The 25,475-nt window shown below is 39.9% G+C and carries 18 protein-coding genes; 13 read left to right on the forward strand and 5 right to left on the reverse strand.

Annotated elements, in window-relative coordinates; translation table 11 throughout:
• Positions 1-368 precede the first annotated feature (368 nt).
• Positions 369-1,106, forward strand: coding sequence for a tetratricopeptide repeat protein (locus tag G1O98_RS24735; RefSeq protein WP_163933194.1), 738 nt, complete (start codon positions 369-371; stop codon positions 1,104-1,106).
• 317 nt (positions 1,107-1,423) lie between these two features.
• Here G1O98_RS24735 and G1O98_RS24740 read toward each other — a convergent pair whose 3' ends face one another.
• Together G1O98_RS24740 and psaM are read right to left on the reverse strand one after the other, a co-directional pair.
• Entirely contained in the window at positions 1,424-1,834 is a 411-nt protein-coding gene (locus tag G1O98_RS24740; RefSeq protein ID WP_163933197.1) for a hypothetical protein, read from the reverse strand.
• Between the two features lie 431 nt (positions 1,835-2,265).
• Entirely contained in the window at positions 2,266-2,355 is a 90-nt protein-coding gene (gene psaM, locus G1O98_RS24745) for a photosystem I reaction center subunit XII (protein WP_040630342.1), read from the reverse strand.
• Between the two features lie 200 nt (positions 2,356-2,555).
• Between psaM and G1O98_RS24750 the strand changes: the two genes are divergently transcribed.
• The 7 genes from G1O98_RS24750 to G1O98_RS24780 all read left to right on the forward strand — a co-directional run bounded on the left by G1O98_RS24750 (position 2,556) and on the right by G1O98_RS24780 (position 10,623).
• A complete protein-coding gene (locus G1O98_RS24750; protein ID WP_163933200.1) occupies positions 2,556-3,824 on the forward strand; it encodes an FGGY-family carbohydrate kinase in 1,269 nt (422 codons plus the stop codon).
• A gap of 446 nt (positions 3,825-4,270) precedes the next feature.
• Entirely contained in the window at positions 4,271-4,876 is a 606-nt protein-coding gene (locus G1O98_RS24755) for a hypothetical protein (protein ID WP_243458529.1), read from the forward strand.
• 261 nt (positions 4,877-5,137) lie between these two features.
• Positions 5,138-6,196: a BMP family protein gene (locus G1O98_RS24760; RefSeq protein ID WP_163933203.1), complete on the forward strand. Its 1,059-nt coding sequence runs from the start codon at positions 5,138-5,140 to the stop codon at positions 6,194-6,196.
• A gap of 95 nt (positions 6,197-6,291) precedes the next feature.
• On the forward strand, positions 6,292-7,779 hold the full coding sequence (locus tag G1O98_RS24765; protein WP_163933239.1) for an ABC transporter ATP-binding protein: 1,488 nt from the start codon (positions 6,292-6,294) through the stop codon (positions 7,777-7,779).
• 75 nt (positions 7,780-7,854) lie between these two features.
• Positions 7,855-8,499 carry a Uma2 family endonuclease gene (locus tag G1O98_RS24770; RefSeq protein ID WP_163933206.1) on the forward strand — a complete coding sequence of 215 codons (645 nt, stop codon included), beginning with the start codon at positions 7,855-7,857 and terminating at the stop codon, positions 8,497-8,499.
• 45 nt (positions 8,500-8,544) lie between these two features.
• Positions 8,545-9,609 carry an ABC transporter permease gene (locus G1O98_RS24775; protein WP_345940591.1) on the forward strand — a complete coding sequence of 355 codons (1,065 nt, stop codon included), beginning with the start codon at positions 8,545-8,547 and terminating at the stop codon, positions 9,607-9,609.
• Between the two features lie 75 nt (positions 9,610-9,684).
• On the forward strand, positions 9,685-10,623 hold the full coding sequence (locus tag G1O98_RS24780; RefSeq protein ID WP_163933209.1) for an ABC transporter permease: 939 nt from the start codon (positions 9,685-9,687) through the stop codon (positions 10,621-10,623).
• Between the two features lie 243 nt (positions 10,624-10,866).
• Here the strand turns inward: G1O98_RS24780 and G1O98_RS24785 are convergent, their stop codons facing one another.
• Complete coding sequence (locus tag G1O98_RS24785) at positions 10,867-11,130, reverse strand: hypothetical protein (RefSeq protein WP_163933212.1); 264 nt, start codon at positions 11,128-11,130, stop codon at positions 10,867-10,869.
• A 250-nt stretch (positions 11,131-11,380) separates the two neighbouring features.
• On the opposite strand from G1O98_RS24785, the gene G1O98_RS24790 reads away from it, so the two are divergent.
• A complete protein-coding gene (locus G1O98_RS24790; RefSeq protein ID WP_163933215.1) occupies positions 11,381-11,836 on the forward strand; it encodes a DUF2214 family protein in 456 nt (151 codons plus the stop codon).
• Positions 11,837-12,125: 289 nt separating this feature from the next.
• Here the strand turns inward: G1O98_RS24790 and G1O98_RS24795 are convergent, their stop codons facing one another.
• Positions 12,126-13,421, reverse strand: a complete 1,296-nt coding sequence (locus G1O98_RS24795) for a chloride channel protein (RefSeq protein WP_163933218.1) — start codon at positions 13,419-13,421, stop codon at positions 12,126-12,128.
• A 444-nt stretch (positions 13,422-13,865) separates the two neighbouring features.
• Here G1O98_RS24795 and G1O98_RS24800 point away from each other — a divergent pair, with 444 nt between their 5' ends.
• From G1O98_RS24800 to G1O98_RS24815, 4 genes are all read left to right on the forward strand, one after another.
• The gene (locus tag G1O98_RS24800) at positions 13,866-15,161 is read left to right on the forward strand and encodes a carbamoylphosphate synthase large subunit (RefSeq protein ID WP_163933221.1); all 1,296 of its coding nucleotides are present in this window, start codon (positions 13,866-13,868) and stop codon (positions 15,159-15,161) included.
• A gap of 351 nt (positions 15,162-15,512) precedes the next feature.
• A complete protein-coding gene (locus G1O98_RS24805; RefSeq protein ID WP_243458531.1) occupies positions 15,513-16,634 on the forward strand; it encodes an alpha/beta hydrolase in 1,122 nt (373 codons plus the stop codon).
• Between the two features lie 76 nt (positions 16,635-16,710).
• Positions 16,711-17,265: a RidA family protein gene (locus G1O98_RS24810; RefSeq protein WP_163933226.1), complete on the forward strand. Its 555-nt coding sequence runs from the start codon at positions 16,711-16,713 to the stop codon at positions 17,263-17,265.
• Between the two features lie 452 nt (positions 17,266-17,717).
• On the forward strand, positions 17,718-23,135 hold the full coding sequence (locus tag G1O98_RS24815) for an AAA family ATPase (RefSeq protein ID WP_163933229.1): 5,418 nt from the start codon (positions 17,718-17,720) through the stop codon (positions 23,133-23,135).
• A 119-nt stretch (positions 23,136-23,254) separates the two neighbouring features.
• Here G1O98_RS24815 and G1O98_RS24820 read toward each other — a convergent pair whose 3' ends face one another.
• Positions 23,255-24,787, reverse strand: coding sequence for a glycosyltransferase (locus G1O98_RS24820; RefSeq protein ID WP_163933232.1), 1,533 nt, complete (start codon positions 24,785-24,787; stop codon positions 23,255-23,257).
• Positions 24,788-25,475: the final 688 nt, after the last annotated feature.

Here is a 25,475-nt window from a genome sequence, read left to right on the forward strand (position 1 = left end):
TCTTTATTCTTTCTCCCCCTGCTTCCCCTGCTCCCTCATCTCCCTCTGCCCCTCTCCCCTCTTTCTCATCTCTAAAAGAACGTCTTGTTGGCATTCTACCAATTTGTCGCTCTCACTACCTGACTAGTCTTTGAGATTGACATCTGCTATTTCTGGAATTGACCTCTGGGATCAAGTATCCATCATTAGGTTTGAGGAGCAATTGTTTATTTAGGACGTATATTTCTCTTGTGCGGCTAGGTAAAGTTCTCTCTTTAGATGGCTTTTTTGTAACCCTAAATACCTTAAAAATAGACACAGTGGTAAAAGCACTACCGAGCAAAAACTAGAATTTAATTTTACAAAGCAGGGATTTCAAGCAGGGAAAGATGAATATTCACTCATTTTTAGCTGACGATGACCAGCAAAGAAAGCAATATAAATGTGTTTTAAATAATACAAGTAAAGTCCAAGATCATAAGAAAAACGATCGCAGCGCATCTACTTTAGGGAATAACTACTTACGCTCTTTTGCTTTGAAGTCGGCTCAAGAAGGTGACTATGCTGAGGCGATCGCACTTTTAAGCCAACTAATTTACCGCCGTCCGCACAATGCCGTTGATTACAACAACCGGGGACTAATTTATTTCCAAAGTGGTGAAAGGCAAAAAGCGCTTTACGACTATAACACCGCCCTGAAACTCAATCCCTATTTGGCTAGTGCTTATAATAACCGGGCAAATTACTATGCAGCTTGTGGAGAATTAGCAACAGCACTTGCCGACTACGATCAAGCCATTGATTTGAATCCTGGCTATGTTCGGGCTTGGATTAACCGAGGCATTACCTGGCGTGAATTGGGGCGATACGAGGAGGCAATTGAGAATTTTGAGTTAGCACAGCTTTTCGGTCAACTAGAAGGTCATATCTGGGCTGAACGCGGCAGAACTTACCATCTTTGGGGTGACTGGAATTGTGCGATCGCTGATTATCGTCGTGCCCTCACCCAACTGCCTGCTCTCGAAACAACTAGGGACTTCACTGGTTCTCACTTGCGTTTAAAAATCGAAAATTGGCTAAACGATTTGTTATCTCCTGAGCATCCTACTTCCTATTTGGTAGATTAGTTCTAAGTAAGTCGGCACAATAAAACCAAATTGCGTGAAGAAAAGTAAACAAGGCTCAAGCCCTTTTTTTACTGCTCCTTGTCCCCTGGCTGATCCCAAGGATAATTATTTACGCCAACTTACTTACTTACTGAGAATTCAAAATTCAAAATAATTGATTAAATTTTGAATAGAATTTTACTAATAGATGATAACTACATAGCTATTCAAACATTAGCTATTAACCATTATTTATTAGCAATAATATAAATTAGCACCCGGTTTTTACGTAGCCAAAATCACAAGAAACCTAAATAATCCCAAATTAGCCATTTAGCTTAAGGTGATGACTCTGTTTGTTCATCTTCTCTAAGATCCTTATTCATCAACACGACCCGACGCTGATTGGGAGCAAATCGGAATCCTTGTTGTTGCATAATTCTTTTAGTTTGCTGGGGATCGAAGTTACGACTAAATTCCACCTGTAAACCATCGACGTGTACTTCCATCAACTTGACTTCAGTATTAATTTCTCGCAACTTTTCTTGCTGTAACCAATGATGAGGCAAAAGTTGTGCTAAAGCAGATGCTGCAACGGCTGTAACTACAAGATTAACCGCTATCTTAGCTGTGCTTTCTATTGCCATCACCTGGTAAGAACGTTGACGAAGATGCCGCTTTGGTCGAGGAATGGCCCGGCGTTTTTGTATAGGTTGTAACGGTGGTCTGGAGGGTTGAATCGCGTTCATGATGCTAAAAGATAACCTCGCTTAGTGAAGGGAAGAACTATGAAGAGTGCTGAGTGCTGAGTTATGAGTGCTGAGTAAAAAAATCACTAATCACACTCAGCATCAAATCAGTTCAGAGTAGCTAGTGCCTCGGCTTAGAGTGGGAAGGTTCATAAGTACTACTTTTTACTCATTACTTCTTCCTGGGCACTCAGCACAGGCTAAACGCCCCGCTACCGCTAACAGCACTCAGTACTCTTGAATGCTTGATTTAGCTGTCATATTACTTCATTTTTTCGAAATAGCTACAAGTGTTGCACCAGTTAAAAAATAACCTGGCTTACGTAAGTGCTAGTTTCCTCGCTACTGATGGCATAACGCCAAAAGAAGAAAGGAAATTGCACCCCGTACTGCCAGGATTATTAGCTTTTCAACTGTGTCACATCGTAGCCTTATTTGTAAAGTTCTGTGGCTAATCGCCAAGCTAGAACTCCTGGAATCAGCGCTACAACTAGAGCGATGTAGACTTGAGTGTCTGAGATGGAAGATATCTGAGCGATGTACAGAGTATCTAAGATAGGCATGGCTGAAAACCTCCTAACCTGAATAGATTTTGAACAGTTCGTTTACTACTTTTCCTTGTTTTGCCAGAATTGTGGAATATCTTGTTACAAGATGCAACAAAAGCAGTTATTAGTCAGTATTCCTTATTTATTCTCTATTAAAAAAATTTATAAAAATTATGAATTTGTATTTGGGTATCGACTTCGGTACATCTGGCGCACGCGGCGTGGTAATTGACGAGGAAGCCTATTGTATTCAAGCTGAGGTGAGATATCCTTTCCAGGAGTCAATAGCCACCGTTACGCCAAAAATTTGGCAGGAGGCTTTGTTTGTGCTGCTGGAACAAATACCTGACCAATTACGGCGAAAAATTAAAGCGATCGCCATTAATGGTACTTCTTCCACCGTCTTACTGGTTGATGCTGCTGGCAATCCAACAGACGCACCTCTGATGTATAACGATGCGCGGGGATCATTGCTGCTAGAGCATTTGAGGAGTATAGCACCCCCCAATCATACTGTGTTGAGTGCCACCTCCAGCCTAGCCAAACTTTTGTGGATGAGGCAATTACCCTCTTTTAGTGAGGCGAGATATTTTCTGCATCAGGCAGATTGGCTGGGGTTTCTCCTACATGGACAGTTAGGAATTAGCGATTACCATAATGCTTTAAAGCTGGGTTATGACGTGGAAGAGTTGAAATACCCAGAATGGCTAGAAAAACTGCAAATACCAATTCAGCTACCCAAAGTTTTAACTCCTGGGACTCCCATTGCCGAATTGCGCCCTGAAATTGCGGATAAGTTTGGTTTTGTCCGTGATTGTCTGGTATGTGCAGGTACAACTGATAGTATTGCAGCTTTTCTTGCCAGTGGGGCAAAATTACCTGGTGAAGCCGTGACTTCACTGGGTTCAACATTGGTACTAAAGTTATTAAGTCATACCCGTGTAGAAGATGCCAGATATGGAATTTACAGCCATCGGTTGGGTGATTTGTGGCTGACTGGGGGTGCTTCTAATACTGGAGGTGCAGTACTTCAGCAATTTTTCTGCAATGCTGAATTAGAAAGCCTTAGCCGTGAGATTGATCCATCAATTGCCAGCGAGTTAGATTATTATCCGTTGTTGAAGGTAGGCGATCGCTTTCCAATTAATGATCCCAATTTAGCCCCACGTTTGGAACCACGCCCAGATAAACCAGTGGAATTTTTGCATGGGTTGTTAGAAAGTATTACCCGCATAGAAGCACGAGGGTACGAATTATTACAGCAAATGGGAGCAGACAAGTTAAACCGTGTTTATACTGCTGGCGGTGGTGCGGCTAATGATACTTGGACTACGATTAGAGCGCGTTATTTGCGGATTCCTGTAGTAGCGTCAGTGTATACAGAAGCTGCTTACGGAACGGCGTTGTTGGGTATGGAAGGCGTGAAAAAGAGTAACGTGTAACTATCTTTTCGTAGATATCTTCTAAATCAGTATCTCTCCCAGTGACAATCGACATATCTCAGACCATACTGGGATGATTAGATACCGGACTATAGATTCCAGGTTAATGATCTGGGCAGCTATTCGGGGATGGGTGCTTCGCCACAAGCGAATGTCATCTATCCCCTTTACTAATTATTGGTGTGAGTTCTGAGGGATTAGGAGAAAAAGGTTTTTTAAGAAGGTTTGACTTGTGCGATCAAGATTATCATCTAGGGAAAAGGTGAGGCTGCTGACTCGGATTTGATCGCTTTTAATATTTAGTGGGTGTGTCAAGTCTTTGGGGTATATCAAAAAGGCTTGTTCGCATTTGATTGTGTTGGCGTAGTTTAAGGCTAAAATGATGCGATCAAATTTTAGTTTGATTTATAGATGATACGATCGCAGTAAAAGTACTTTAAAAAGCTATGACAATAAAAAAGCGCATTGAGCTTAATCAAGGATGCTTCCTTAATCCTGCAAATAAAAAGATAGTTATCAATTTAGTAAGTAAAGATATTTTAAATATAATCACACAAGAATTAAAAACTCGTTATTCACCAGAAACTCAAAAGCAAGCACTTGAAGAGAGTTCCCAGTTGTTGCCAAATTTCGTATTTCAAGAATTATTAAAACGCCAAGAGGAGCTAGTAAACGTTAACCCAGATACTTTAATAGTGGTTAAATGTAACATCACAGAGGCAGAAGTCGATGAGTTAGAATTTAATTTAAGTGTCGAAGCATATTTTGTAATTGGAGATACAACAGGTCAAAATCATTTTCGCGCTAATAGGATAATACTTTGGTCGAATATATGGAGTGATGATGAACAACTCCTTTTCGATTTAGAAGATGAACTAGGCGAAAAATTCTGGACAGATTATCAAATTCAATTGCTCTTTGATGAAGAGAATCAGCAAACAATTGAATTAGAAGTATCACAAACAGATGATTATGCAGCAAGATTAGAATTTTCCCCATCTCTTCAAGAGTTTTTACCATCCATAGTTCCCTTTACGGTTAATGAATTATAAAATTTATTCACCGTATTGATTATCAGCCAATCACTCAGAATGGTAATCCCGGCTCTTCAGGGCTGCAAATGAGTTATTTACGATTGGCTGGTGGTTTTATAAGTAATAAAATATCGTATAAATCACTGCTGTCTTCAAACAGTCAAGGTAATGCGATGATTTTGCTGAATTTAGAAATTCGGGAGAAATTGTTTCCAAAATAGCACCTACGACTTTAGAGTGTTGAAATAACTCAAATAACTATTTATCTGAAGGCGAGGTATGACAACAAACTTTAGTCGGCGTGAATTTATCTTGTTTGGTTCAGGCGCGTTTGCTACCAGCTTAGTGGTACAAGCTTGCAGTAATAAGCCGACGACACCAACAGCGACAACAACGGGTGGTACTGAAGGGTTTAAAATAGCGATCGCTCTCCCTGGCACGATTACCGACAAAGGCTGGAATCAATCTGGTTATGAAGGAATCAATCTAGCAAAACAAAAGCTAGGTGCAGAAACTGCCTATGTCGAAAAAGTAGCACAAGCAGATCAAACAGAAGTATTAACAGATTTTGCTCGTAAAGGGTACAATCTCATCTTCGCGCATGGCGGACAATTTGATGCCGCAATTGAACAAGTCGCCTCACAGTTCCCCAACACATTTTTTGTAGGAGTAAATGGTAATCTCAAGGGTGAGAATATTGCTTCTTTACGAATAGATCACCTACAAGCTAGTTATTTATGTGGCATTATCGCTGCTTTTGTAACTAAATCTAATAAATTGGCTTATATTGCTGGAGAGAAGTTTCCCGCTACCGAGGGAGAACTGAGGGGATTTGAATTAGGGGCAAAATCTGTTAAACCAAATATCCAAATTACTTCTACTTTTACAGGTGATTGGAATGATGTTGCCAAAGCGAAGGAAGCGACTCTAGCATTAATTTCTTCCGGTGCTGATGTTATCTATCAATGGTTAGATAATGCTTCAGCCGCAGTTTTACAAACAGCAGGTGAAAAAGGAGTATATGCTTTTGGTAATACCAATGATCAATTAGACGTTGCACCAAAAGCTGTTTTAACCAGCGCTGTCAAACGCTTAGATTTAGCCATTGCTTACCTAGCAGAATTAGCCAAACAAAAACAAATCAAAGGACAAATATATACAATTGGTTTGGAAAGACCAGATATATTATTTTTAGGGAAATTTGGGGCAATCATACCGGAAGCGGTTAAGCAAAAGGTATTGAATGCAAAGCAAGAAATTGTTAATAAAAAAATTGTTTTTGAAGACTGCAAAGAAGCTGGTAAAGATACGCGCTGTGTGAAGAAAGCAACAACATAAGTTTAGCAGACTATATTAAAAACCTTTTGTAGTGAAGACTTTAGTCCAGATTTGGAGGACTAAAGTCCTCACTACGAGCTATCAGTTTTGTGAATATGAACTATTTACGCTTAAACAATATTACTAAACGCTTTGGGTCTTTTATTGCTAACGACAATATCAACCTCTCTGTGGCATCTGGAAGCATTCATGCAATACTAGGCGAAAATGGGGCAGGGAAGAGTACTTTAATGAATATTATTAGTGGACTCTATCAACCTGATGCTGGTGAAATTTATCTCCAAGAACAACCAATAAAAATTACTTCACCAAATGAGGCAATTAAATTAGGGATTGGCATGATTTACCAACATTTCATGCTTGTGCCGAAATTGACTGTCACAGAAAATATCATCTTAGGGATAGAGAAAACTTGGCGGCTAAATCTACAATCCAAACAGCAAGAAATCGCCGCTTTATCCCAAGCTTATGGATTAGCAATTGATCCTACTGCCAAAGTTGAAAATTTATCTGTTGGGGCACAACAACGGGTAGAAATTCTCAAAGTTCTCTACCGTCGAGCAAAGTTGTTGATTCTTGATGAACCTACAGCAGTTTTGACACCGCCAGAAGTAGAATCATTAATTGCTATCTTGCGCCAATTAGCAGCCGCAGGCAACACAATCATTTTTATCAGTCATAAATTAGAAGAGGTAATGAATCTCTGTGATTCAGTCACAGTTTTGCGCCAGGGAAAGGTAGTAGGAACAACATCAACTGAAGTGGCAACACCTCAGCAGTTAGCAACATTAATGGTAGGATGGGAAGTAGCTTTACAGTTAAATAAAAGTCCGACATTACCAGGAGAAATCATCCTATCGGTGCAAAATTTACAAGTTGCTGATGAAAGAAATATTCTTGCTGTAAATAATGTCTCTTTTGAACTGCGGGCGGGAGAAATTTTAGGAATTGCTGGTGTCGATGGCAATGGACAGCGAGAATTAGCTGATGCGTTGGCAAAGCCCGTCGAAGACATCGCTCTTGTGCGGACTATCAAGCAGGGTAAAATTGAGTTTACGCACAAGAATTCTTTAGTGGGCTACATCCCAGAAGATAGGCAGACAATGGGATTGGTGTTGCAATTTAGCATCGCCCAAAATTTGATTTTAAAAGCTTTTAAATATCTGCCATTTTGTCGCCGTTTTTTGTTACAACCAGAAGCGATCGCTAATCGTGCCCAAGCTGCAATGCAAGAGTTTGACATTCGGGCGAGTGGGAAAGATATCTTGGTAAGTCAGCTTTCGGGAGGAAATCAACAAAAAGTGGTGTTAGCGCGAGAACTGGCGCAAACACCAGCTTTAATTATCGCTATGCAACCCACAAGGGGATTAGATGTCGGGGCGACAGTAGCCGTCCAATCTCGAATCTTAACAGAACGCGATCGCGGTGCGGCAATTTTGTATATTTCTACTGAGTTAGAAGAAGTGATGGCAATGAGCGATCGCATTGCAGTAATCTACAGAGGTGAGTTTGTGGCTATTTTGGATGCCGCTACAGCGAAGGTGGAAGAAATTGGTTTGTTGATGGCTGGGGGATTTTCTTGATAAATTTACTAAACGAAAATCTAAATCAGTAGACAATTAACAATAAAAACAGAAAAAATTCATAAAGGTGACTCTATGACTCAAGCTTTACCTAAAACCAAGCTAGTAACCTTTGAAGAATTTGTACAGTGGAAACCTGACGGGGGGCGATATGAACTGCATGATGGAGTAATTGTAGAAATGACACAACCATTAGGCGATCATGAAGAGATCAGAGGATTTTTAGCTACAAAAATTCCAATCGAATACGATCGGCTTAAACTTCCTTACTTCATACCAAAAACAGCACTCGTAAAACCACCTGAAAATGAATCCGGTTATTCTCCAGATGTATTAATAATCAATCGCTCCAATCTGGTAAATGAACCTTTGTGGAAAAAGGAATCTACTGTTACTCAGGCTGCATCAATTCCTCTGGTGATTGAGGTAGTTAGTACCAATTGGCGTACTGACTATTACACTAAGCGTGGCGTGTATGAAGAAGTTGGTATTCTAGAGTATTGGATTGTAGATTACCTAGCTCTGGCAGGCAAATCGTTCATTGGCAATTCCAAAGAGCCTACAATATCGATTTATTCACTAGTTGAGGGCGAATACCAAGTCAGACAGTTCCGTGGGAGCGATGCCTGCGGCGGTAAACAACGCATTATCTCACCTACTTTGCCGGAATTGAATTTAACCGCCGAGCAGATTTTTCAAGCTGGAAACACCACCACATAAATTCCCAGTTATGCCTCAGTGCAAGCGTTCTATTGGGTTAGGCTCGTGCTGACACTAATTAATCGGATTCATCCTAGATTGCTACCCCTACTATCACCGCTAATTGCGATTGCCTCCGCCCTCATCGTCGGTGCTATCCTGATGCTAATTGCTGGGGCAAATCCCATCACCGCATACAGTATCTTATTTCAAGAATCTCTTTCTACCTACTTTGGATTTGGTAACACTCTCACCAAAATGACACCGCTATTATTCGCTAGTTTAGGCGTATTAGTGGCGTTGCGGGCTGGGCAATTTAATATCGGTGGTGAAGGACAAATTTATCTAGGTGCGTTGGGAAGTACTTTAATTGGGTTATATGTGCAAGGATTACCTGCGGTGATTCATATCCCTTTAGCACTTTTAGCAGGATTTGTTTTTGGTGCAGTTTGGGGTTGGATTCCTGGTTATCTCAAAGCCATACGCGGAGTGAATGAGGTAATTACTACATTGTTGCTCAACTATATTGCAGTGAATTTAGTTAGCTACCTCGTCCAAAATCCATTAATGGCAGCAGGTGCGCCTAGCCCTTATTCGCCATTAATTGCTAAAACATCGCGTTTACCGATTATATTACCGCAAAGCCTCGCCCATGCTGGGATTTTATTAGCTTTAATTGCCGCAGCTATTTTATGGGTATTGTTAGTGCGATCGCCACTAGGTTATCAAATTACAGCAGTGGGATTTAACCCGATTGCCGCCCGTTATGCCCACATATCTGTTGAACGTACCATTATGTTGGTGATGGCTGCTGCGGGTGGTTTAGCTGGGTTAGCTGGAAGTTGTGAGGTGATGGGGTTGAAATATCGGCTATTTGAACAAGTTTCACCAGGTTATGGATTTGATGTCATTGCGATCGCTTTTTTAAGTCGTGGTAGTGTTGTCGGTGTAGTTTTAACTTCTTTGTTTTTCGCAGCGCTTCGCAGTGGTGCAAATGTGATGCAGCGTAGTGCAGGTGTGCCGGTAACAGTGGTTTACGCAATTCAGGGGTTTATGGTGTTATTTATTGCTATCAGTTTCGCAGTCGAAAGAGAAATAAGAGTAAAAACGCAAAGGGGCGCAAAGGTTTAACGCAGAGGAACACGGAGAAAACTCTGCGATACTTTGCGCTTCCCTCTGCGAACCTCTGCGTTAAAAAATAACTCTATGAATAATCTAAACTTCTTCTCTGATTACTTAATAGCTACTTTACGTCTAGCCGTACCCCTAGCATTTGCAGCCCTTGGAGGATTGTACTCGGAACGATCCGGGGTGTTAAATATCGCTTTAGAAGGAATGTTGCTTACAGGTGCTTTTACTAGTGCTGCGGCTACTTTCTACACTGGTAATCCCTGGCTTGGTATCCTTGCTTCCTTGATTGTTGGGGGATTAGTCGGACTACTCCATGCTGTTTTGTGTGTAACTTTGCGTGTCGATCAATTGGTGTCTGGGCTAGCAATTAATCTTGTTGCAGCTGGATTAACATCGTTTTTAGCCCGGTTAGTGTTTAGTGGCAGTAGTACACAGCAGTTACCTGGAATTGGGACAATTATAATTCCTGGTTTAGCCAATATTCCCCTAATCGGGCCGCTACTATTTCAGTCAGATTTTTTAGTATATTTACTATTTATCTTAGTTATTTTAACTACATATATTTTATTTAAAACTAGCTTTGGGCTGACATTGCGGGCAGTGGGAGAATCTCCGAAAGCTGCTGACACGGCTGGAATTTCGGTACAAAATATCCGTTATATCGCAGTGGCAATTAGTGGCTGTCTTGCGAGTTTAGGAGGTGCTTATTTAACTCTGGTACAGGTAAGATTTTTTGCCGAGGGGATGAGTGCTGGTAAGGGATTTATTGCGATCGCAGCATTAATTTTTGGCAGATGGCATCCTGTAGGTAGTGCTTTGGCTTGTTTGCTATTTGGGGCTACAGAAGCTTTACAACTGCGAATTCAGGCATTAGGGGCAAATATACCTTACCAATTTTTAGTCATGCTACCTTATGCGATCGCTTTATTGGCATTAGTAGGATTAGCGGGAAAATCTACACCTCCTAAAGCTTTAGGTACTCCCTACTTTGGAGAAAATCGCCACTCAGACTAATTTAAAGTGAAATTCTGGATCGCAAGGGTAAGGAGGCAGGAGGACGAAGGCTGGAGGCAGGAGGTAATCCCCATAAATAAATTTAGGGGATTTATAATGGACGCTGTATTTTTTGCGCTACGCGTCTCAAAATACATACATTTTTTTACCTTTATTCATAAATAAATTTAGGGGCTTTAAACCCGTTTGGCAGAGGGCAAAAAATATATTTTCTTCCTCCTGCCCTCTGCCTTTCTTCGGTAATTAAGATACTTTCGTTTGCTTCCATAAGATGAGTTTCAACTCAGAACAATTACAAGCCCCATCACTAATTTTTCCTTCGCGATCAGCTAGCCAATCATAAATTTGTGCAGCTTTTGCCAATGCCACTTTTTCTGAACGATAAAGCCGAGGAGTAGGGCAGTAGGCGTGGCCATTGATATGTATAGCTACAATCTGCCAATAATCGCTCTCTGGTACAATTTCTAAAAACCCGTTACAGTAAGACTCGATTATTCCTATATTCATCTATACCATCAAACTTTTTAACGTTGGCCACAACAAAGCCGATGCCAGCTAATTTTTGAAATTCGAAGCTGGAATCACCAGGGAATGCAGTAATAACCCCTGTTAATGATTGTGGGTTCGTAGTCAATGAAAATCTGAATTATTGGTCACTTTTTAGCTAGTTGTCTTAGTGCTAATTTGAGCTTGATGATGAAAGTTTTCGCATCAAAAGCAATATCAAAACAGTAAACTAGCAAAAACTAAAAATAATATGTGGATAAGTGCCATAGTTGCGTACTTACATTATTTAAGCTTCATGTTGTGTTTTGGCGCTCTGGTATCAGAAGCATTGAATTTAAAAAAAGAATTGAGTTTAAATGAGGCTTGGAAGATTGTCATAGCTGATGCAGTATATGGTATATCAGCAACTGTCGTTCTTGTCACAGGCATTTTGCGTGTTATCTACTTTGGTAAAGGCACGGTTTACTATTTAAGCAACCCAGTTTTTTACGCCAAAATTGTGGTTTTCATCGTGGTGGGTTTGCTATCTCTCTATCCCACTATTTCTTTCATTGGTTGGGTGAAAAGTCTGCGACAGGGGCAAGCACCCAAGCTAGAATTACTAAAACTAAATCGTCTCATCTGGCTCATTAGAATTGAATTGGTTGGTTTTACCCTAATTCCTTTATTAGCAGCAATAATGGCAAGAGGAATAGGTACAAACTAGGCTAAATTATTCCTGGGTCAGTAATACAGTTTTGGTAAACAAAAGAGTCGAAGTTACAGGCAAGAAGCGATCGCCATCCTAAAAATCAGGCGTTCACGAGGAAAATCAAAAGGCGATCGCACTTTTGCAGGTAAATAAGTTAGTGTGAAAAAACTAAGTATGTTACGAAACGTAAATAGGCTTAAAATCCTTACTAATGACCAATGACAAAGGACAAATGACAGCCTTAGCCGGTTAACTTTAGTTTCGCCAACCTACTTAAATTAACCCAATACCCCTAGCTAACCTTTCATTCAGTAGCTTCTCTCCGGGACTTCAGTTGAGATGCAATCAGAGGAACTTTGGGCGAGAGAAAAAATCCAATCAAACTGGCAAAAAGGATTGGTGTAAAAGGACTTAAGTTAGTCAGTTTTGACAGCAGCAGAGTTGTACTTATAGGTGTGCGCGTTACGGCTGCATTGACGGCCGCCATTGTACAAATCATGGCAAGGGCGGGATTAAGCCCCGGAATTAACACTGCTACTGCTTTACCAATACAAGCACCAGTGAAAAACAGGGGGATAATGAATCCACCGCGCCACCCACCTGTTACCGTAATGCTAATGGCTGCCATTTTACCAAGAGCAAGAGTTAAGAGAAAAATAGCACCAAAGCTAGTGGTGAGGACTGGCTCTAATTCTTCATGTCCAAAATAACGGGTTAGGGGTAATAAAGCTGCTAAACTGCCAAGCCCAAATCCTGCTAATGTTGTGCGTACATAAATAGGGCCCGGAATTCTAGCAAACAAGTAATCGCAACCCCGAAAAATGCTCATAAAAATCCATCCCGCCACCGCCCCAATGATTCCGAATACGATCGCGATCGCAAAATCATCAATTTTTTCTAGGTGGTACTGGGGAAAATGCCAAGTGGGTGCAATTCCCAAATGTGTAATTGCTGCAAATACCAGATAACTCGCGCAACTTGAAACAATGGCTGGCATCAAGGCTTCGTAATATTCCACAATATGCTCATGGTGCAAAATCTCCAACGCGAACATTGCCCCGCCAAGAGGTGCGCCAAACAAAGCTGTGAAGCCAGCCGCCATCGCCGCTAAACTCAAAGTTCTGAGGTCTTCACCCTGGAGTTTTAGGCGATCGGCAACCCAAGTACCAAAAGAACCTGTTACTTGTACTAGTGGCGCTTCTGGCCCAGCACTACCGCCTGCCGATATGCTGATTAGAGAAGCAAGAATCATTGAAGGATTTTTACGAACATCTAAACGTCCGCCACGAAAATGGATATTATCAACAATTACGGCGATTTCACCGGGATTTCCCAGGAAATGAATCACCAGCCCGATAACTAAACCAGCCAGTGGCATCACTATCAGGAGGCTAAAACCTTCAAATCGTTGCAGATGGTGAGTTAAAAATTCTAAAACATTCCAGTAAAACGCAGCGAATAGACCACCAGCAGTACCCACAGCTACCCAGAGGATCACCCACTGCGAAATCATCAGGGGATTACGTTTTACCAGTCCAAAAAGTTGAGCAAATGTCCAGCGTTGAGTTTGATTCCTAGCGGTGGTCTTTTTTGGTAACACTGTTTATTTCCTATTTGTGAAACGAAGAATATGGAATATTACGTTTTTTATCGTAAAGGCTATTTAGTTCACTGCATTATCTTTGGTCTATAAACCATTTTAGATGAGCTTTCTTTTGATGGATTTATCTAGCTAAATTTATTATTTCTCTTGGTAGATTAAATCAAAAATAAAAAAGACTATAAACAATATATATATAACTGATACATAAACTATAAATAACTATTTTTATTATGCAAAAAATATGGCAATTTTCAGTAACTCAAAGCTAGTCATAACAACTGCAATAGCTTTCTGAGCCAAGTAATCCAGCAGATAGATTAATTACACCAGAATTTGCTCAAGCATGAGCTTTTTTAAAATTGGTTTTATTTATAAATCTAATAAACTTGTTTTATATAAGCAACCGCATTCACAAATGAATGCAATTTATCGGGGGAATTAATGAACTCAAAATATAACTTTCAATACTTTCAAGGCAATTCTCTTTCTGATTTGTTTACTCAAGATATCACAGATGGATCTTATGGATTTATCTTAAATTATCCTGCAACTGCGAGTTGGGCTGCTTATCCCAACCGGAAAAAATATTTTATTCAAGATGGCAGTAGTGAAGCCAGCAAAACCTCCTTCGACAAGATTTGTCAGAAAGAACCTTGGAAAAATCTGGCTGTCTTAGGCGATCGCCTTCCCGGAATTGTGATTATTCCGCCACCAAAGCCCCTGCTTGAATACTGGCAAGGGCATTTGGGATTCAAGTACTCCAATATTGAGATGATGGATGGCTCTACTTATCTAGACGATCTCAGCCACAGCGATGGCTGTGCCAACGCCAAGGGCGAACGCTTTGATAAACTCATCACTCTATTCCCCTTTGATTGTCTAAAACCTGAAAAACACGCTGTTGCTTCAGACACCCATTACCGTTTACTCAGCAAAGTAACGCTAGAAGAACTAGGGGTGCAATGTCCAAAATATAAGAGCTACAATCTGCACCAAGTCAATATTGCAGACATTCCGTTACCACAATTTCCCTACTTAATTAAAACGTCCCACGGACTCTCAGGAGAAGGCACTTATATCATCAAAAGTCCCAGCGATCTAAACTACTGCCTTGAAGAAATTAAGAAATATCTTGATATTAAGTTGCTTGATACAATTATTGTCTCAGAGTTCGTCAAGAATGAAGTGCAGAATTACTGCGTACAGTTCTATGTCAACAAAGCCGGGGAGATAACTCTCATTGGCACTACCGGACAACTCGTCACTCCAGAAGGCAACTATTTAGGGGGAGTGATTGACTACGGCAAAACTGACATGAGCAAGTTCTTTGAAATGATTGCCAACGTTGGTGATTATGCCCACAAACAGGGATATTTCGGCGTGATTGGCTTTGATGTGCTGGAAAACCAAGACGGACAATTTTACGCGATTGATGCCAATTTCCGAGTTAATGGTTCTACTCCGTTGTGCTTACAGCGTCATACTCTACTGCGACTGGGAAAAGAAGTAGCTAAATACTCCAGTAGCTACCGCATGGAGGGGACATTAGAATCAATCCTCATAACCTTGAAACCAGAATTAGATCGCAAAGATTTGATGATTTTATCGGCTTTAGAGAAGGTTAAATACGGAAAAATCTACACTGAACTTTATGCGATCGTTACTGGAGAAACTATTGAACAAATGCAGTATGTTGAGCAGCAATTACAGACTAAAGGATTACAATTACTCTCTTAAATAGTATGATATAGGACTCATATTTGATTGCGTGAAAAAACTCTGTACAACTCAAAAAGTCTTCTTCCCTATTGCCTATTGTCTTCCCGCGCAAGTTAAGTATGGCTACGCCACGCTACGCGAACAAAAATCAAAACGAATTTCTATAGTCAATATTTTATTTTCACAATTAATCTGTTCCAAGCATCATTACGATTGTTACTTAGTAGTTATTAACTCAGTATTTTTATCATCCTGACAACACTGTATAAATCATTCCTAGGAGTGAAAGTTGGATGATTCTAACTATGGTATGAACCTAACAGACAATGCAGTTAACAAGGTATCCCAAGGTTTAGGCTCATGATATTCATGCCTCATAATTTTCTACTTATATTGCTGTTTCAACTGCTATCCGTTGGGATACTTGGTGGGGGAATCTACATTCTCTATGAGTGGTACGAACAAGAACTTATAGGAACTTCTTACTTAGTAGCTGGACTAGTAATGGTTCTGTGGACTTTTGGCGGCCGTTTTATCAGTTTGCCACTGCTGCGTCGTCCTGGAAATCAGGAACCCAAGTTTATGCGTAGTAAAACCGTGCAACGGTTGCCACGTCCTGATGGGAGCGTGTTACAAGTTGAGTTTTTTGGACCTGAAGATGGTCAACCAATTATCTTGTCACATGGTTGGGGGCCAAACAGTACTATATGGTATTATGCCAAACGACAATTAAGCGATCGCTTCCGAGTAATTGTTTGGGATCTACCAGGGTTAGGAAAATCCTCTAAACCGAAAAATAACGATCACTCTATAGAAAAATATGCCCGTGACTTAGAAGCTGTTGTTGCTATAGCAGGGGATAAACCTGTTATTTTGGTAGGACACAGCATGGGCGGGATGATTAACCTCACATTTTGTAGGCTGTTTCCAGAGCAATTAGGGAGTCGAGTAGCAGGCTTAATTCTTGTGGATACTACTTACACCAATCCGGTTAAAACCTGTATATTTAGCAATCTGGTACGTAAATTACAAAAGCCTATACTTGAACCTGTATTGTACCTGACTATCGTGCTGTGGCCGATTTTTTGGTTGATGACTTGGCTTTCGTATTTTAATGGTTCGCTGTACATCAGCGTAGAACTATCTGGATTTACGGGTACTGAAACACGCGGTCAACTCAATTTTGCCGCTTTCCTATCAGCATTGGGTTCGCCTGGTGTTCTGGCTCGTGGCACACTGGCAATGTTCAAGTTTGACGAAGCACAAACACTCGCAACTATTAACGTGCCTGTATTGGTCATGTGTGGGGCTTCAGATATAGCGACTAAACCTGTGGCCAGCGATCGCATGAAAGCAGAATTACCTTACTCTGAAAGAGTCACCCTCAAACCAGGCGGACACATGGCATTGATGGAACAAAACCAGCAGTTTGCCGAAGCAGTCAGTAGGTTTAGCGCTGACTGTTCGCTCCGAAACAGCCATCTTAACTAGTGCTTTTTACTTCAAATCGGTAGATAATAGAACTCAGTATGAGCAAAAATACAGAACTCATATTTAGGGAGCTTTAATGACTCGACGTATTACCAGTGCTGTAAATTCACTAGTAGCAAACTTATCACGACGAAATGCACTTTTGTGGCTTGGAGGTAGCGGGATAACTACCGCCTTTATGGTGGGAACCCAAAAGGAAGTGGGGGCTCAAGAAAATAAAGAGTTGAAATTGGTGAACCCACCAACATTATATGATGCAACCCGAAATGGCTATAGTCATATAGCTGTTACGCCTCCAAGGACTAGAACCGTCTATATTTCTGGTCAATTTGGTTCCGACTTACAAGGAAATCTTGTTTCCGATGACTTTGAAAAGCAGTTAGTACAGGCTTTTAAAAACCTTCGTTTTGCTTTACAAGCGGTTGGTGCCCAACCACAAGATGTAGCAAAAACTACTATTCTTATAGCAGATTACAACCAAAGTAAATTGATTCCATTAGGACGTGAAATTAGTAATTTCTGGGGATATAAACCACCAGCAAATACTCTTATCCCCGTTCCCAGGCTTGCACTTGATGGAATGTTGTTTGAAATTGATGCTTATGCGGTAATTCCAGAAAAAGGTAATTGAGGGCTGCTTACAACATAACTCTCTTTAAATATCAGTTCAATAACAGCAGGCGGGGTAATAAATTACCGCTCCTTCTCATCAATCATAGTGGTCTATCGCATTAATTTTGCGGGGATGCTAGATCCCCGACTTCTTTAAGAAGTCGGGATCTGAACACCTTAACATTTCAGAAATAATGACATGAACTACTAGTCAGACTACGAAACTTATCTAAAAATTTCAGCAGGTGCTAGTAGTTTGCTCTCTTATGTCTGCATTTGATGTTTGAAAATTTTGTCTCTAAGACTACACATTAGAAACAACGTCTGTAGAAATTGGGTTTTCACCAAATCTTATCAACAGCCTAGGAATTATAAATCTAATGTTAAGCCACTGAATCTTTAGCAATTAAGATTAATGTAACGTTACTAATTTGGGAACAATATACTAAGAAATCACTAGAATTTAGCAGTATGTTCAGCACTCAGGTTAGCATTCCCAAATATCAAGTCATTGAAGAAATCTACAATGGTGCGAGAACCATAGTTTATCGTGGGTATCGAGAAAGTGACTCATTACCTGTAGCGATCAAACTACTGAAAAATTCATATCCCACCTTTAATGAACTGGTACAGTTTCGCAATCAGTACACCATTGGCAAAAATCTCAACTCATCCTTAATCGTCCAAACTTACAGCCTGGAAGCATATCAAAATGGCTATGTGTTGGTGATGGAGGATTTTGGTGGCATTTCTCTCAAAGATTATTTTACTCGTAATCAGACGCGAAACTTGGGGTCTTTGCAAGAGTTTTTACAAATAGCGATCGCACTGTGTAATACCTTAGAGATACTCTATACTGAGCGCATCATTCATAAAGACATAAAACCGAGCAATATTTTAATTAATCCTCATTCCAAAAAAGTTAAATTAATCGACTTTAGTATTGCCTCTCTATTACCAAGGGAAACACTAACCCTAATTAGTCCCAACGTATTAGAAGGAACACTAGCTTATATTTCTCCAGAACAAACAGGGAGAATGAATCGAGGGATTGACTACCGAACGGATTTTTATTCACTCGGTGTAACTTTTTACGAGTTACTCACAGGTGAGTTACCTTTTCAATCAAATGATCCAATGGAGTTGGTGCATTCTCATATCGCTAAAATAGCCTCTTCAATACATAAAATTAACTTACAAATTCCGATTGTCATCTCGGAGATAGTTAGCAAGTTGATGGCAAAAAATGCTGAAGACCGCTATCAAAGCGTATTAGGATTAAAGTATGATTTAGAAATGAGTTTGGGTCAACTAAATAAAACAGGTAAAATTGAAAGTTTCAAAATTGCCCAACGGGATGTGTGCGATAGATTTATTATTCCTGATAAACTCTATGGACGGGAATTAGAAATAAAAACCCTACTAAAAGCATTTGAAAATGTCAGCCTGGGTGCAACAGAAATAACATTGGTAGCTGGATTTTCTGGAATTGGTAAAACTGCGGTTGTTAACGAAGTTCATAAACCTATTGTTCGTCAACGCGGTTATTTTATCAAAGGTAAATTTGACCAATTTAATCGGAATATTCCTTTCTCGGCATTTGTTCAAGCTTTCCGTAATTTTATGGATCAGTTACTAGCAGAAAGCAGTATTAAAATAGAAGAATGGAAAAATAAAATTGTTCAAGCATTAGGTGAAGATGGTCAAGTAATTATTGAAGTAATTCCTGAATTAGAAAGAATTATTGGCAAACAACCCCCTGCACCAGAGTTATCAGGTAATGCTGCCCAAAACCGATTTAATTTATTATTTCAGAAATTTCTCCAAGTATTTACAACTAAAGACCATCCTTTAGTAATATTTTTAGATGATTTGCAGTGGGTAGATTCGGCTTCATTGAAACTAATACAATTATTAACAAATGAAGCTAATCAGGGATATTTGTTGTTAATTGGTGCATATCGAGACAATGAAGTATTTCCAGCACATCCGTTAATGGTGATGTTGGATGAAATTCGCAAAACAAGTGTAACTGTAAATAGCCTTACCCTGAAACCACTAAACCAATTACAATTGAATCAACTTGTAGCAGATACGTTAAATTGTGCAGAAAATGTGGCATTATCTCTTTCGCAATTGGTCGATCGTAAAGCTCAAGGTAATCCATTTTTTGCGACTCAGATTCTCAAATCATTGCATCAAGACCAACTAATTAAATTTAATTTTCTAGAGGGATGCTGGCAATGCGATATTTCCCAAATAAATCAGCAAACTTTAGCAGATGATGTTGTTGAGTTTATGGTCTTTCAATTACGAAGACTACCAGAAACAACTCAACAGCAATTGAAGCTAGCTGCTTGTATTGGGAATCAATTCGATTTAAAAACATTAGCGATTGTTTCCAAACAATCGGAAGTAGAAACCGCAGATTGTTTGTGGAAGGCTTTGCAAGAAGGGTTGATTTTGCCGCAAAGTGAGGTTTATAAGTTTTTTCTTGGTTCAGAAAATCAAGCAGCTACTCAAGAACATTCTGAGATGGTTGTATATAAATTTTTACACGATCGCGTCCAGCAAGCTGCTTATTCACTTATTCCAGAAGCACAAAAACAGTCAACACACCTGCAAATTGGGCGATTGTTGTTGGAAAATACACCTTTGCATCAGCAAGAGGAAGGGATTTTTGCGATCGTTAACCAATTCAATTACGGATTGGAGTTGTTGGAAGAACCTGGTGAACGAGAAAATCTGGTCCGATTAAATCTAATAGCTGGTTGTAAAGCCAAAAATTCAACTGCCTATGCAACAGCAGTAGAGTATCTAAAAGTTGCAATGCTTCTATTACCGATAAATGCTTGGCAAAGTAGCTACGATTTGACCCTTGCTATTTACGAATCTGCGGCTGAAGCAGAATATCTGAATACAAACTTTGAGTCATCAAAATCATTAGTAAAGATTATCCTTAAAAATGCTAAATCTCCAATAGAAAAAGTTCGTACTTATGAGATTCAAATCCAATCTTATACAGCACAAAATAAATTCAATGAAGCAATAGCCACAGGCAGAGAAGCACTCCAATTACTAGATTTGACCTTACCTGAAGATGGTAACACTCAAATGATTTTTGATGAATATGACCAGTTGCAACAAATGTTGATTCATCAATCAATTGCAGCATTGGCAGATATGCCAGAAATAACCGATCCCAAAAAATTAGTTGCACTTCGCATTTTATCGGGTTTATTTGCTCCGGTTTATATAGCCAAACCGATGTTGCTGCCACTCAAGATTTTTACAATGATCAAAATTTGTATTCAATCTGGCAACTCACCACAGGCTGCTGTAGCTTACAGTCTCTATGGATTATTTTTGTGCAGTATTGGTGCAATTGAAGATGGATATAGCTTTGGTAAACTGGCAATACAACTTTTAGATAATTTTCAAAATAAAGAACTTAAAAGTAGAGTTTATCTCACATTCAGCCTATTTATTAAACACTGGAAAGATTCAATTAAATCCACATTAGGTTTGTTTTTAGATGGGTTACAAAGTGGGTTAGAAACTGGAAATTTAGAATATGTTGGTTATTGTGCTAATTGCTACAGTCAGTTTCTCTTTTGGAGTGGAGAAAATTTAGAAAATGCGGTGCTGGAGGCAAATAAATATTGCGATCTAATGCAGCAAATTAAACAAGAGGTATCTCTAGTTTGGGGAAATATCTGGAGGCAGACAGTTTTAAATTTACAAGGAGAAGCGGTTAATCCCTGCTGCTTAATTGGTAAACACTTTCACGAAGAAGAGATGTTACCAACTTTGATTGCAACTAACAATATAAATGGTATTTGTTATGTCTATCTAGCAAAAACCCTTCTAGCTTATCTTTTTGGCGAATACGAGTCTGCTTGGGAATATTCCCAAAAATTTGAGCAATATGAGCAGGGAGCAGCAGGCTTATTAATTGTTCCTTTGCGAAATTTCTATCAATCTTTGAGTTTGTTAGCTCTTTGTTCTCAAGCAAATGAAGCACAGCAACAGCTTTATCTCCAAAAAGTAGCTGAAAACCAAGCAAAAATGCAAGAATGGGCAAATCATGCGCCAGTCAATTATCAGCATAAGTACAATTTAGTTTTGGCTGAACAAGCTCGTGTAACTGGCGATCGCGTACAAGCCGCAGATTATTATGAAATAGCTATCCAAGAAGCGATCGCCAATGACTATGTTCAGGAAACAGCGATCGCTAACGAGCTTGCTGCCAAATTTTACCTAGAATGGGGTAAAGAAAAAGCCGCAGAAGGATATCTGCAACAGGCATATTACTGCTATGCCCATTGGGGAGCAAAAGCCAAAACTGATGACTTAGAAAAACGCTATCCCAAATTACTCAAACCCATTTTGCAACAGCAAGAATTCTACTTTAATCCCTTAGATAGCATATCCACTATTGTCGGTACATCTACTTATGCTACCAGCAGTACTAATATTTCTGATACTCTAGATTTAACCTGCATTCTCAAAGCCGCTCAAACTATCTCTAGTTGTATCGAATTAGATGTACTCATCAGCAGCCTCACCCGCATTATCCTAGAAAATTCAGGTGCAAAAACATCTGTATTAATTCTTCCTCAAGAAGATATTTGGCAAGTGCGGGCAATTACCTTTATCGATCAACAGTCAAATTCTCAGACTGATGTCAAAACCATTCTTGATTCACAACTACTAGACGCTAGTCAAGATGTTCCGATAAAACTGATCAATTACGTTATAAATACTCAAGAAACTGTCATCATAGATAATTGCAAAACAAATATTCCCGGTGTCATTGGGGAATATATGCTCTTACATCAACCTCAAAGTATATTATGCACGCCCATTATTAACCAAGGTCATTTGGTGGGGATTCTCTACCTAGAAAATAAACTGAATCAAGGGGTATTTACTACTAATCGGTTACAGGTAATTAACCTACTATCTTCCCAAGCAGCAATTGCCTTAGAAAATGCCCAACTTTATCAGCAAGCCGGCCAAGCTTTACAAGATTTGCAACAAGCTCAATTACAAATCGTCCAAAGCGAAAAAATGTCTGCATTGGGTAACTTAGTGGCTGGGGTGGCTCACGAAATGAATAATCCTTTGGGCTTTATTGCTGCCAGTCTCAAACAAGCGAAACCCACCTTCGTTGATATTTTTGAACACTTAAAACTGTATCAAGAAAAGTTTTCCGAGCCGGGGGAAGAAATCATCAACCATGCTGAAGAAATTGATTTGGATTATACATTAGAAGACTTATCCAAGATAATTGATTCGATGACTATGGCCTGTGAAAGGCTAGAAAATATTAGTACGAGCCTCCGAACTTTTTCTCGTGCCGATAGAGATTACAAAGTTCCATTTAATATTCATGAAGGAATTGATAGTACAATTCTAATTTTAAAACATCGTCTCAAAGCTAATGATCATCGTCCAGCAATTGAGGTAGTGATTAACTACAGTAACTTGCCGCCAGTTGAATGCTTTCCGGGACAATTAAACCAAGTATTTATGAATATCTTAGCGAATTCTATTGATGCCTTGGATGAATCAAATACAGATCGGACATTTGAGGATATTAAAGCTAATCCGAATCGAATTACAATTACTACCTCCTTAAAATATCAACAGGTTGAAGTAAAGATTGCTGATAATGGGGTGGGGATGAGCGAGTCAGTCAAAGAGAAAATATTTGAGCATTTGTTTACTACTAAAGGTGTTGGTAAAGGAACGGGATTAGGATTAGCGATCGCTCATTCTATTGTTATAGAAAAACACAGTGGCACTCTAAATGTAAATTCTACCCCAGGTGAAGGAACAGAATTTGTCATTAGTTTACCAATTCTGGCTCAAACTCAAAGTTAACTTGTTGGAGATATAAACCAATACGCTTGGGTTAGGCATAAAAACCTTTAACCCACACCCGATTCCGAGTTAAAAATGCACAAAGCGAGAAGTATTGGGTTCAGAACTACCAAACTTTTTCAAGTGCTAGGTGTGCTTAGTGCCTTTTGATTGGTTCCAAAGTAGAGGTCGCTTAATTCTTCCAAAGAAACATCGGTCTGCGATTCTGGATTACCAAAATAGGGATGGATGGGCAGGAGTTCAGCACGAGGGCAGGTTTCCGGTAAAGACAGAATCTGCTCAAGCAAAGTCAGGTAGTTTTCAGCAGTAGATTCCCAACTGTACGTCTTCAGCACCCGTTGCTGACCAGCTTGGGCAAAATAGTCCCACTCCTGAGCATCACATAGCACCCGCTCCAAGCCTCGTGCAATATCAGCAGGATCTTCTGGATCTACGAGTATGCCATATTCCTTATTTCCCTGTCGCAAGCTTTCGCTAGGGCCACCGTTCTTAGTTGCTACCACTGGTAAACCTGCAACTGCTGCTTCTAAAGGAGCAAGTCCAAAGGGTTCGTAAAGTGCTGTCAGCGCAAATACCGAGCGGCGTTTAACCATAAACCGATAGGCTGCTGCCAGTGACTCTTGAGACTGATCTAACAAGCCAAATGCACTAATCTTGCCCCACAAGTCGTTTTCCTTGACCACCTCTCGAATGGGGGCTAATACCTCTTCAGCTATACTGTCACTAGCCTCTTCTCGTAAGGGATCGTCCAGTCCCCCTGTAAGTAACATCAAGTTAGCTCGTTCCTGAAGTGTTGGACTGATTGCGAAGGCTTGCACTAGCCCTAATATGTTTTTTTTAGGCTCTAATCGACTGGATGCTACGATAACGGGCAAATCTCGACGTGGCTCTGCAATGTCCCGTGCCAATCGCTCCTGAATGAACTCTTCAGTCGCCTTCTCATTTTCGGAACGTGCCTTTGCACCGAAAATCGAGAAATCTGCTCCCGGTGGAATCACTGCAAAACGATTGTCGTTGTCTACATCCACTGCACTCCTATAGACTCGATGAGAATACTGCTGAAAGCGTTCTTGTCGTGTACTGGTGATATTAACGACCGAGCGATTCATGCTCAAGCGTTCGGCTAGGATGCGATATTTAAAATGGAATTGCTCATCTATTTCTAACAAGTTCTCTGAAGTGACTTCCAGCTTGTCCATCTTTTGGGCACCGAGAGAATGAGCAGTAAAGGTAAAAGGTATGCCTGTATCCTCTTCAATTAGAACGCCACACAGCCCTCCATCGGCATAGTGAGCAGTCATAGCATCGGGTAAGCCACCTTGCTGTTGATAAAATTTCAAGATGTTGGGTACCCAATCACTAATCAGATGAGTCCATAACAACTCTTTGGGGAGAAATTCTTTTGGCCCAGCTGGTAAGCGGATAACACGGACATTATCGATTCCTGGATAAGTGTCAAACGCTTGGGCAAACTCTGGCCATTCCGGGTCAATAATTTGACGGGTGAGAATATCAACTTTGTGTCCCTTTTCGGCTAAGGCTATGGCGACTTGCTTAACGTAGATCAGTTGACCCCCAAAATCTGGGTGTTTGGTTATGTGACTATTGTTTGAATCAAAATTGCCTTGAGGGTTGAGAAATCCAATGTGCATCGCCCACTTCCTAATACAGGTTGATTTCTACTAGAGATTTTGCCTGAACACGGCAGCATAAAAGCTTAGTGAGCTTGTTAAAAACTCCCAAGGCTGAAAAACGCAGGCAGTGAGACTTTACGTAAATACCATTGCTCAAAAAGTAAGCCAAAGGGCTTTTATTGATTCCCTTTAGCTTAAACCCAGCCAATTCGCGCATTTTCCTAATATTTAAGTTAATCGCTACTGCGGTTCGCGCACATATACCGGATGGCATAAATGGTAAGGTAATATTTCTCTTTAAAATTCAACGTATTCTTGCTCTTATCCCGTAGTTTCACTTTTATCATCTGCATCTTTTGTTTCCCACAATATCTCAATACACTTAGTAAATAGTAAATTTATTTCTTCCACAACAACGCATTGGCTAAAGGAAATCCATATTTATTGGGCAATTTTATCACTCAAGATGCTGCTTGCTATCAGATACAAATATTACAACAATTAAGTAAATATAAAAATCTATATGACATTCTCATAAAAGATATTTTAAGTAAATCTACACGCTGATATAAATAATTTTATTCATTTTGGTAGATATCAGTATGTGCTATTTTTCGTAGAATTATGAAGCTGAAAAGATGTGCAGAAAAACTTGTTAGCATATTTTATGACTTCAAAAGTAACAGAGATGTTGCCAGTATTATCA

The sequence above is a fragment of the Nostoc sp. UIC 10630 genome (assembly GCF_010747425.1).
GTDB lineage: Bacteria > Cyanobacteriota > Cyanobacteriia > Cyanobacteriales > Nostocaceae > Nostoc.

Bases quoted from the DNA above. Each gene is read 5' to 3' on its own strand.
- G1O98_RS24815 (WP_163933229.1), top strand. From the start codon at position 17,718: ATGTTCAGCACTCAGGTTAGCATTCCCAAATATCAAGTCATTGAAGAA.
- G1O98_RS24755 (WP_243458529.1), top strand. From the start codon at position 4,271: ATGACAATAAAAAAGCGCATTGAGCTTAATCAAGGATGCTTCCTTAAT.
- G1O98_RS24780 (WP_163933209.1), top strand. From the start codon at position 9,685: ATGAATAATCTAAACTTCTTCTCTGATTACTTAATAGCTACTTTACGT.
- G1O98_RS24760 (WP_163933203.1), top strand. From the start codon at position 5,138: ATGACAACAAACTTTAGTCGGCGTGAATTTATCTTGTTTGGTTCAGGC.
- G1O98_RS24800 (WP_163933221.1), top strand. From the start codon at position 13,866: ATGAACTCAAAATATAACTTTCAATACTTTCAAGGCAATTCTCTTTCT.
- G1O98_RS24750 (WP_163933200.1), top strand. From the start codon at position 2,556: ATGAATTTGTATTTGGGTATCGACTTCGGTACATCTGGCGCACGCGGC.
- G1O98_RS24805 (WP_243458531.1), top strand. From the start codon at position 15,513: ATGCCTCATAATTTTCTACTTATATTGCTGTTTCAACTGCTATCCGTT.
- G1O98_RS24770 (WP_163933206.1), top strand. From the start codon at position 7,855: ATGACTCAAGCTTTACCTAAAACCAAGCTAGTAACCTTTGAAGAATTT.
- G1O98_RS24810 (WP_163933226.1), top strand. From the start codon at position 16,711: ATGACTCGACGTATTACCAGTGCTGTAAATTCACTAGTAGCAAACTTA.
- G1O98_RS24790 (WP_163933215.1), top strand. From the start codon at position 11,381: ATGTGGATAAGTGCCATAGTTGCGTACTTACATTATTTAAGCTTCATG.
- G1O98_RS24785 (WP_163933212.1), bottom strand. From the start codon at position 11,130: ATGAATATAGGAATAATCGAGTCTTACTGTAACGGGTTTTTAGAAATT.
- G1O98_RS24740 (WP_163933197.1), bottom strand. From the start codon at position 1,834: ATGAACGCGATTCAACCCTCCAGACCACCGTTACAACCTATACAAAAA.
- G1O98_RS24765 (WP_163933239.1), top strand. From the start codon at position 6,292: ATGAACTATTTACGCTTAAACAATATTACTAAACGCTTTGGGTCTTTT.
- G1O98_RS24820 (WP_163933232.1), bottom strand. From the start codon at position 24,787: ATGCACATTGGATTTCTCAACCCTCAAGGCAATTTTGATTCAAACAAT.
- G1O98_RS24735 (WP_163933194.1), top strand. From the start codon at position 369: ATGAATATTCACTCATTTTTAGCTGACGATGACCAGCAAAGAAAGCAA.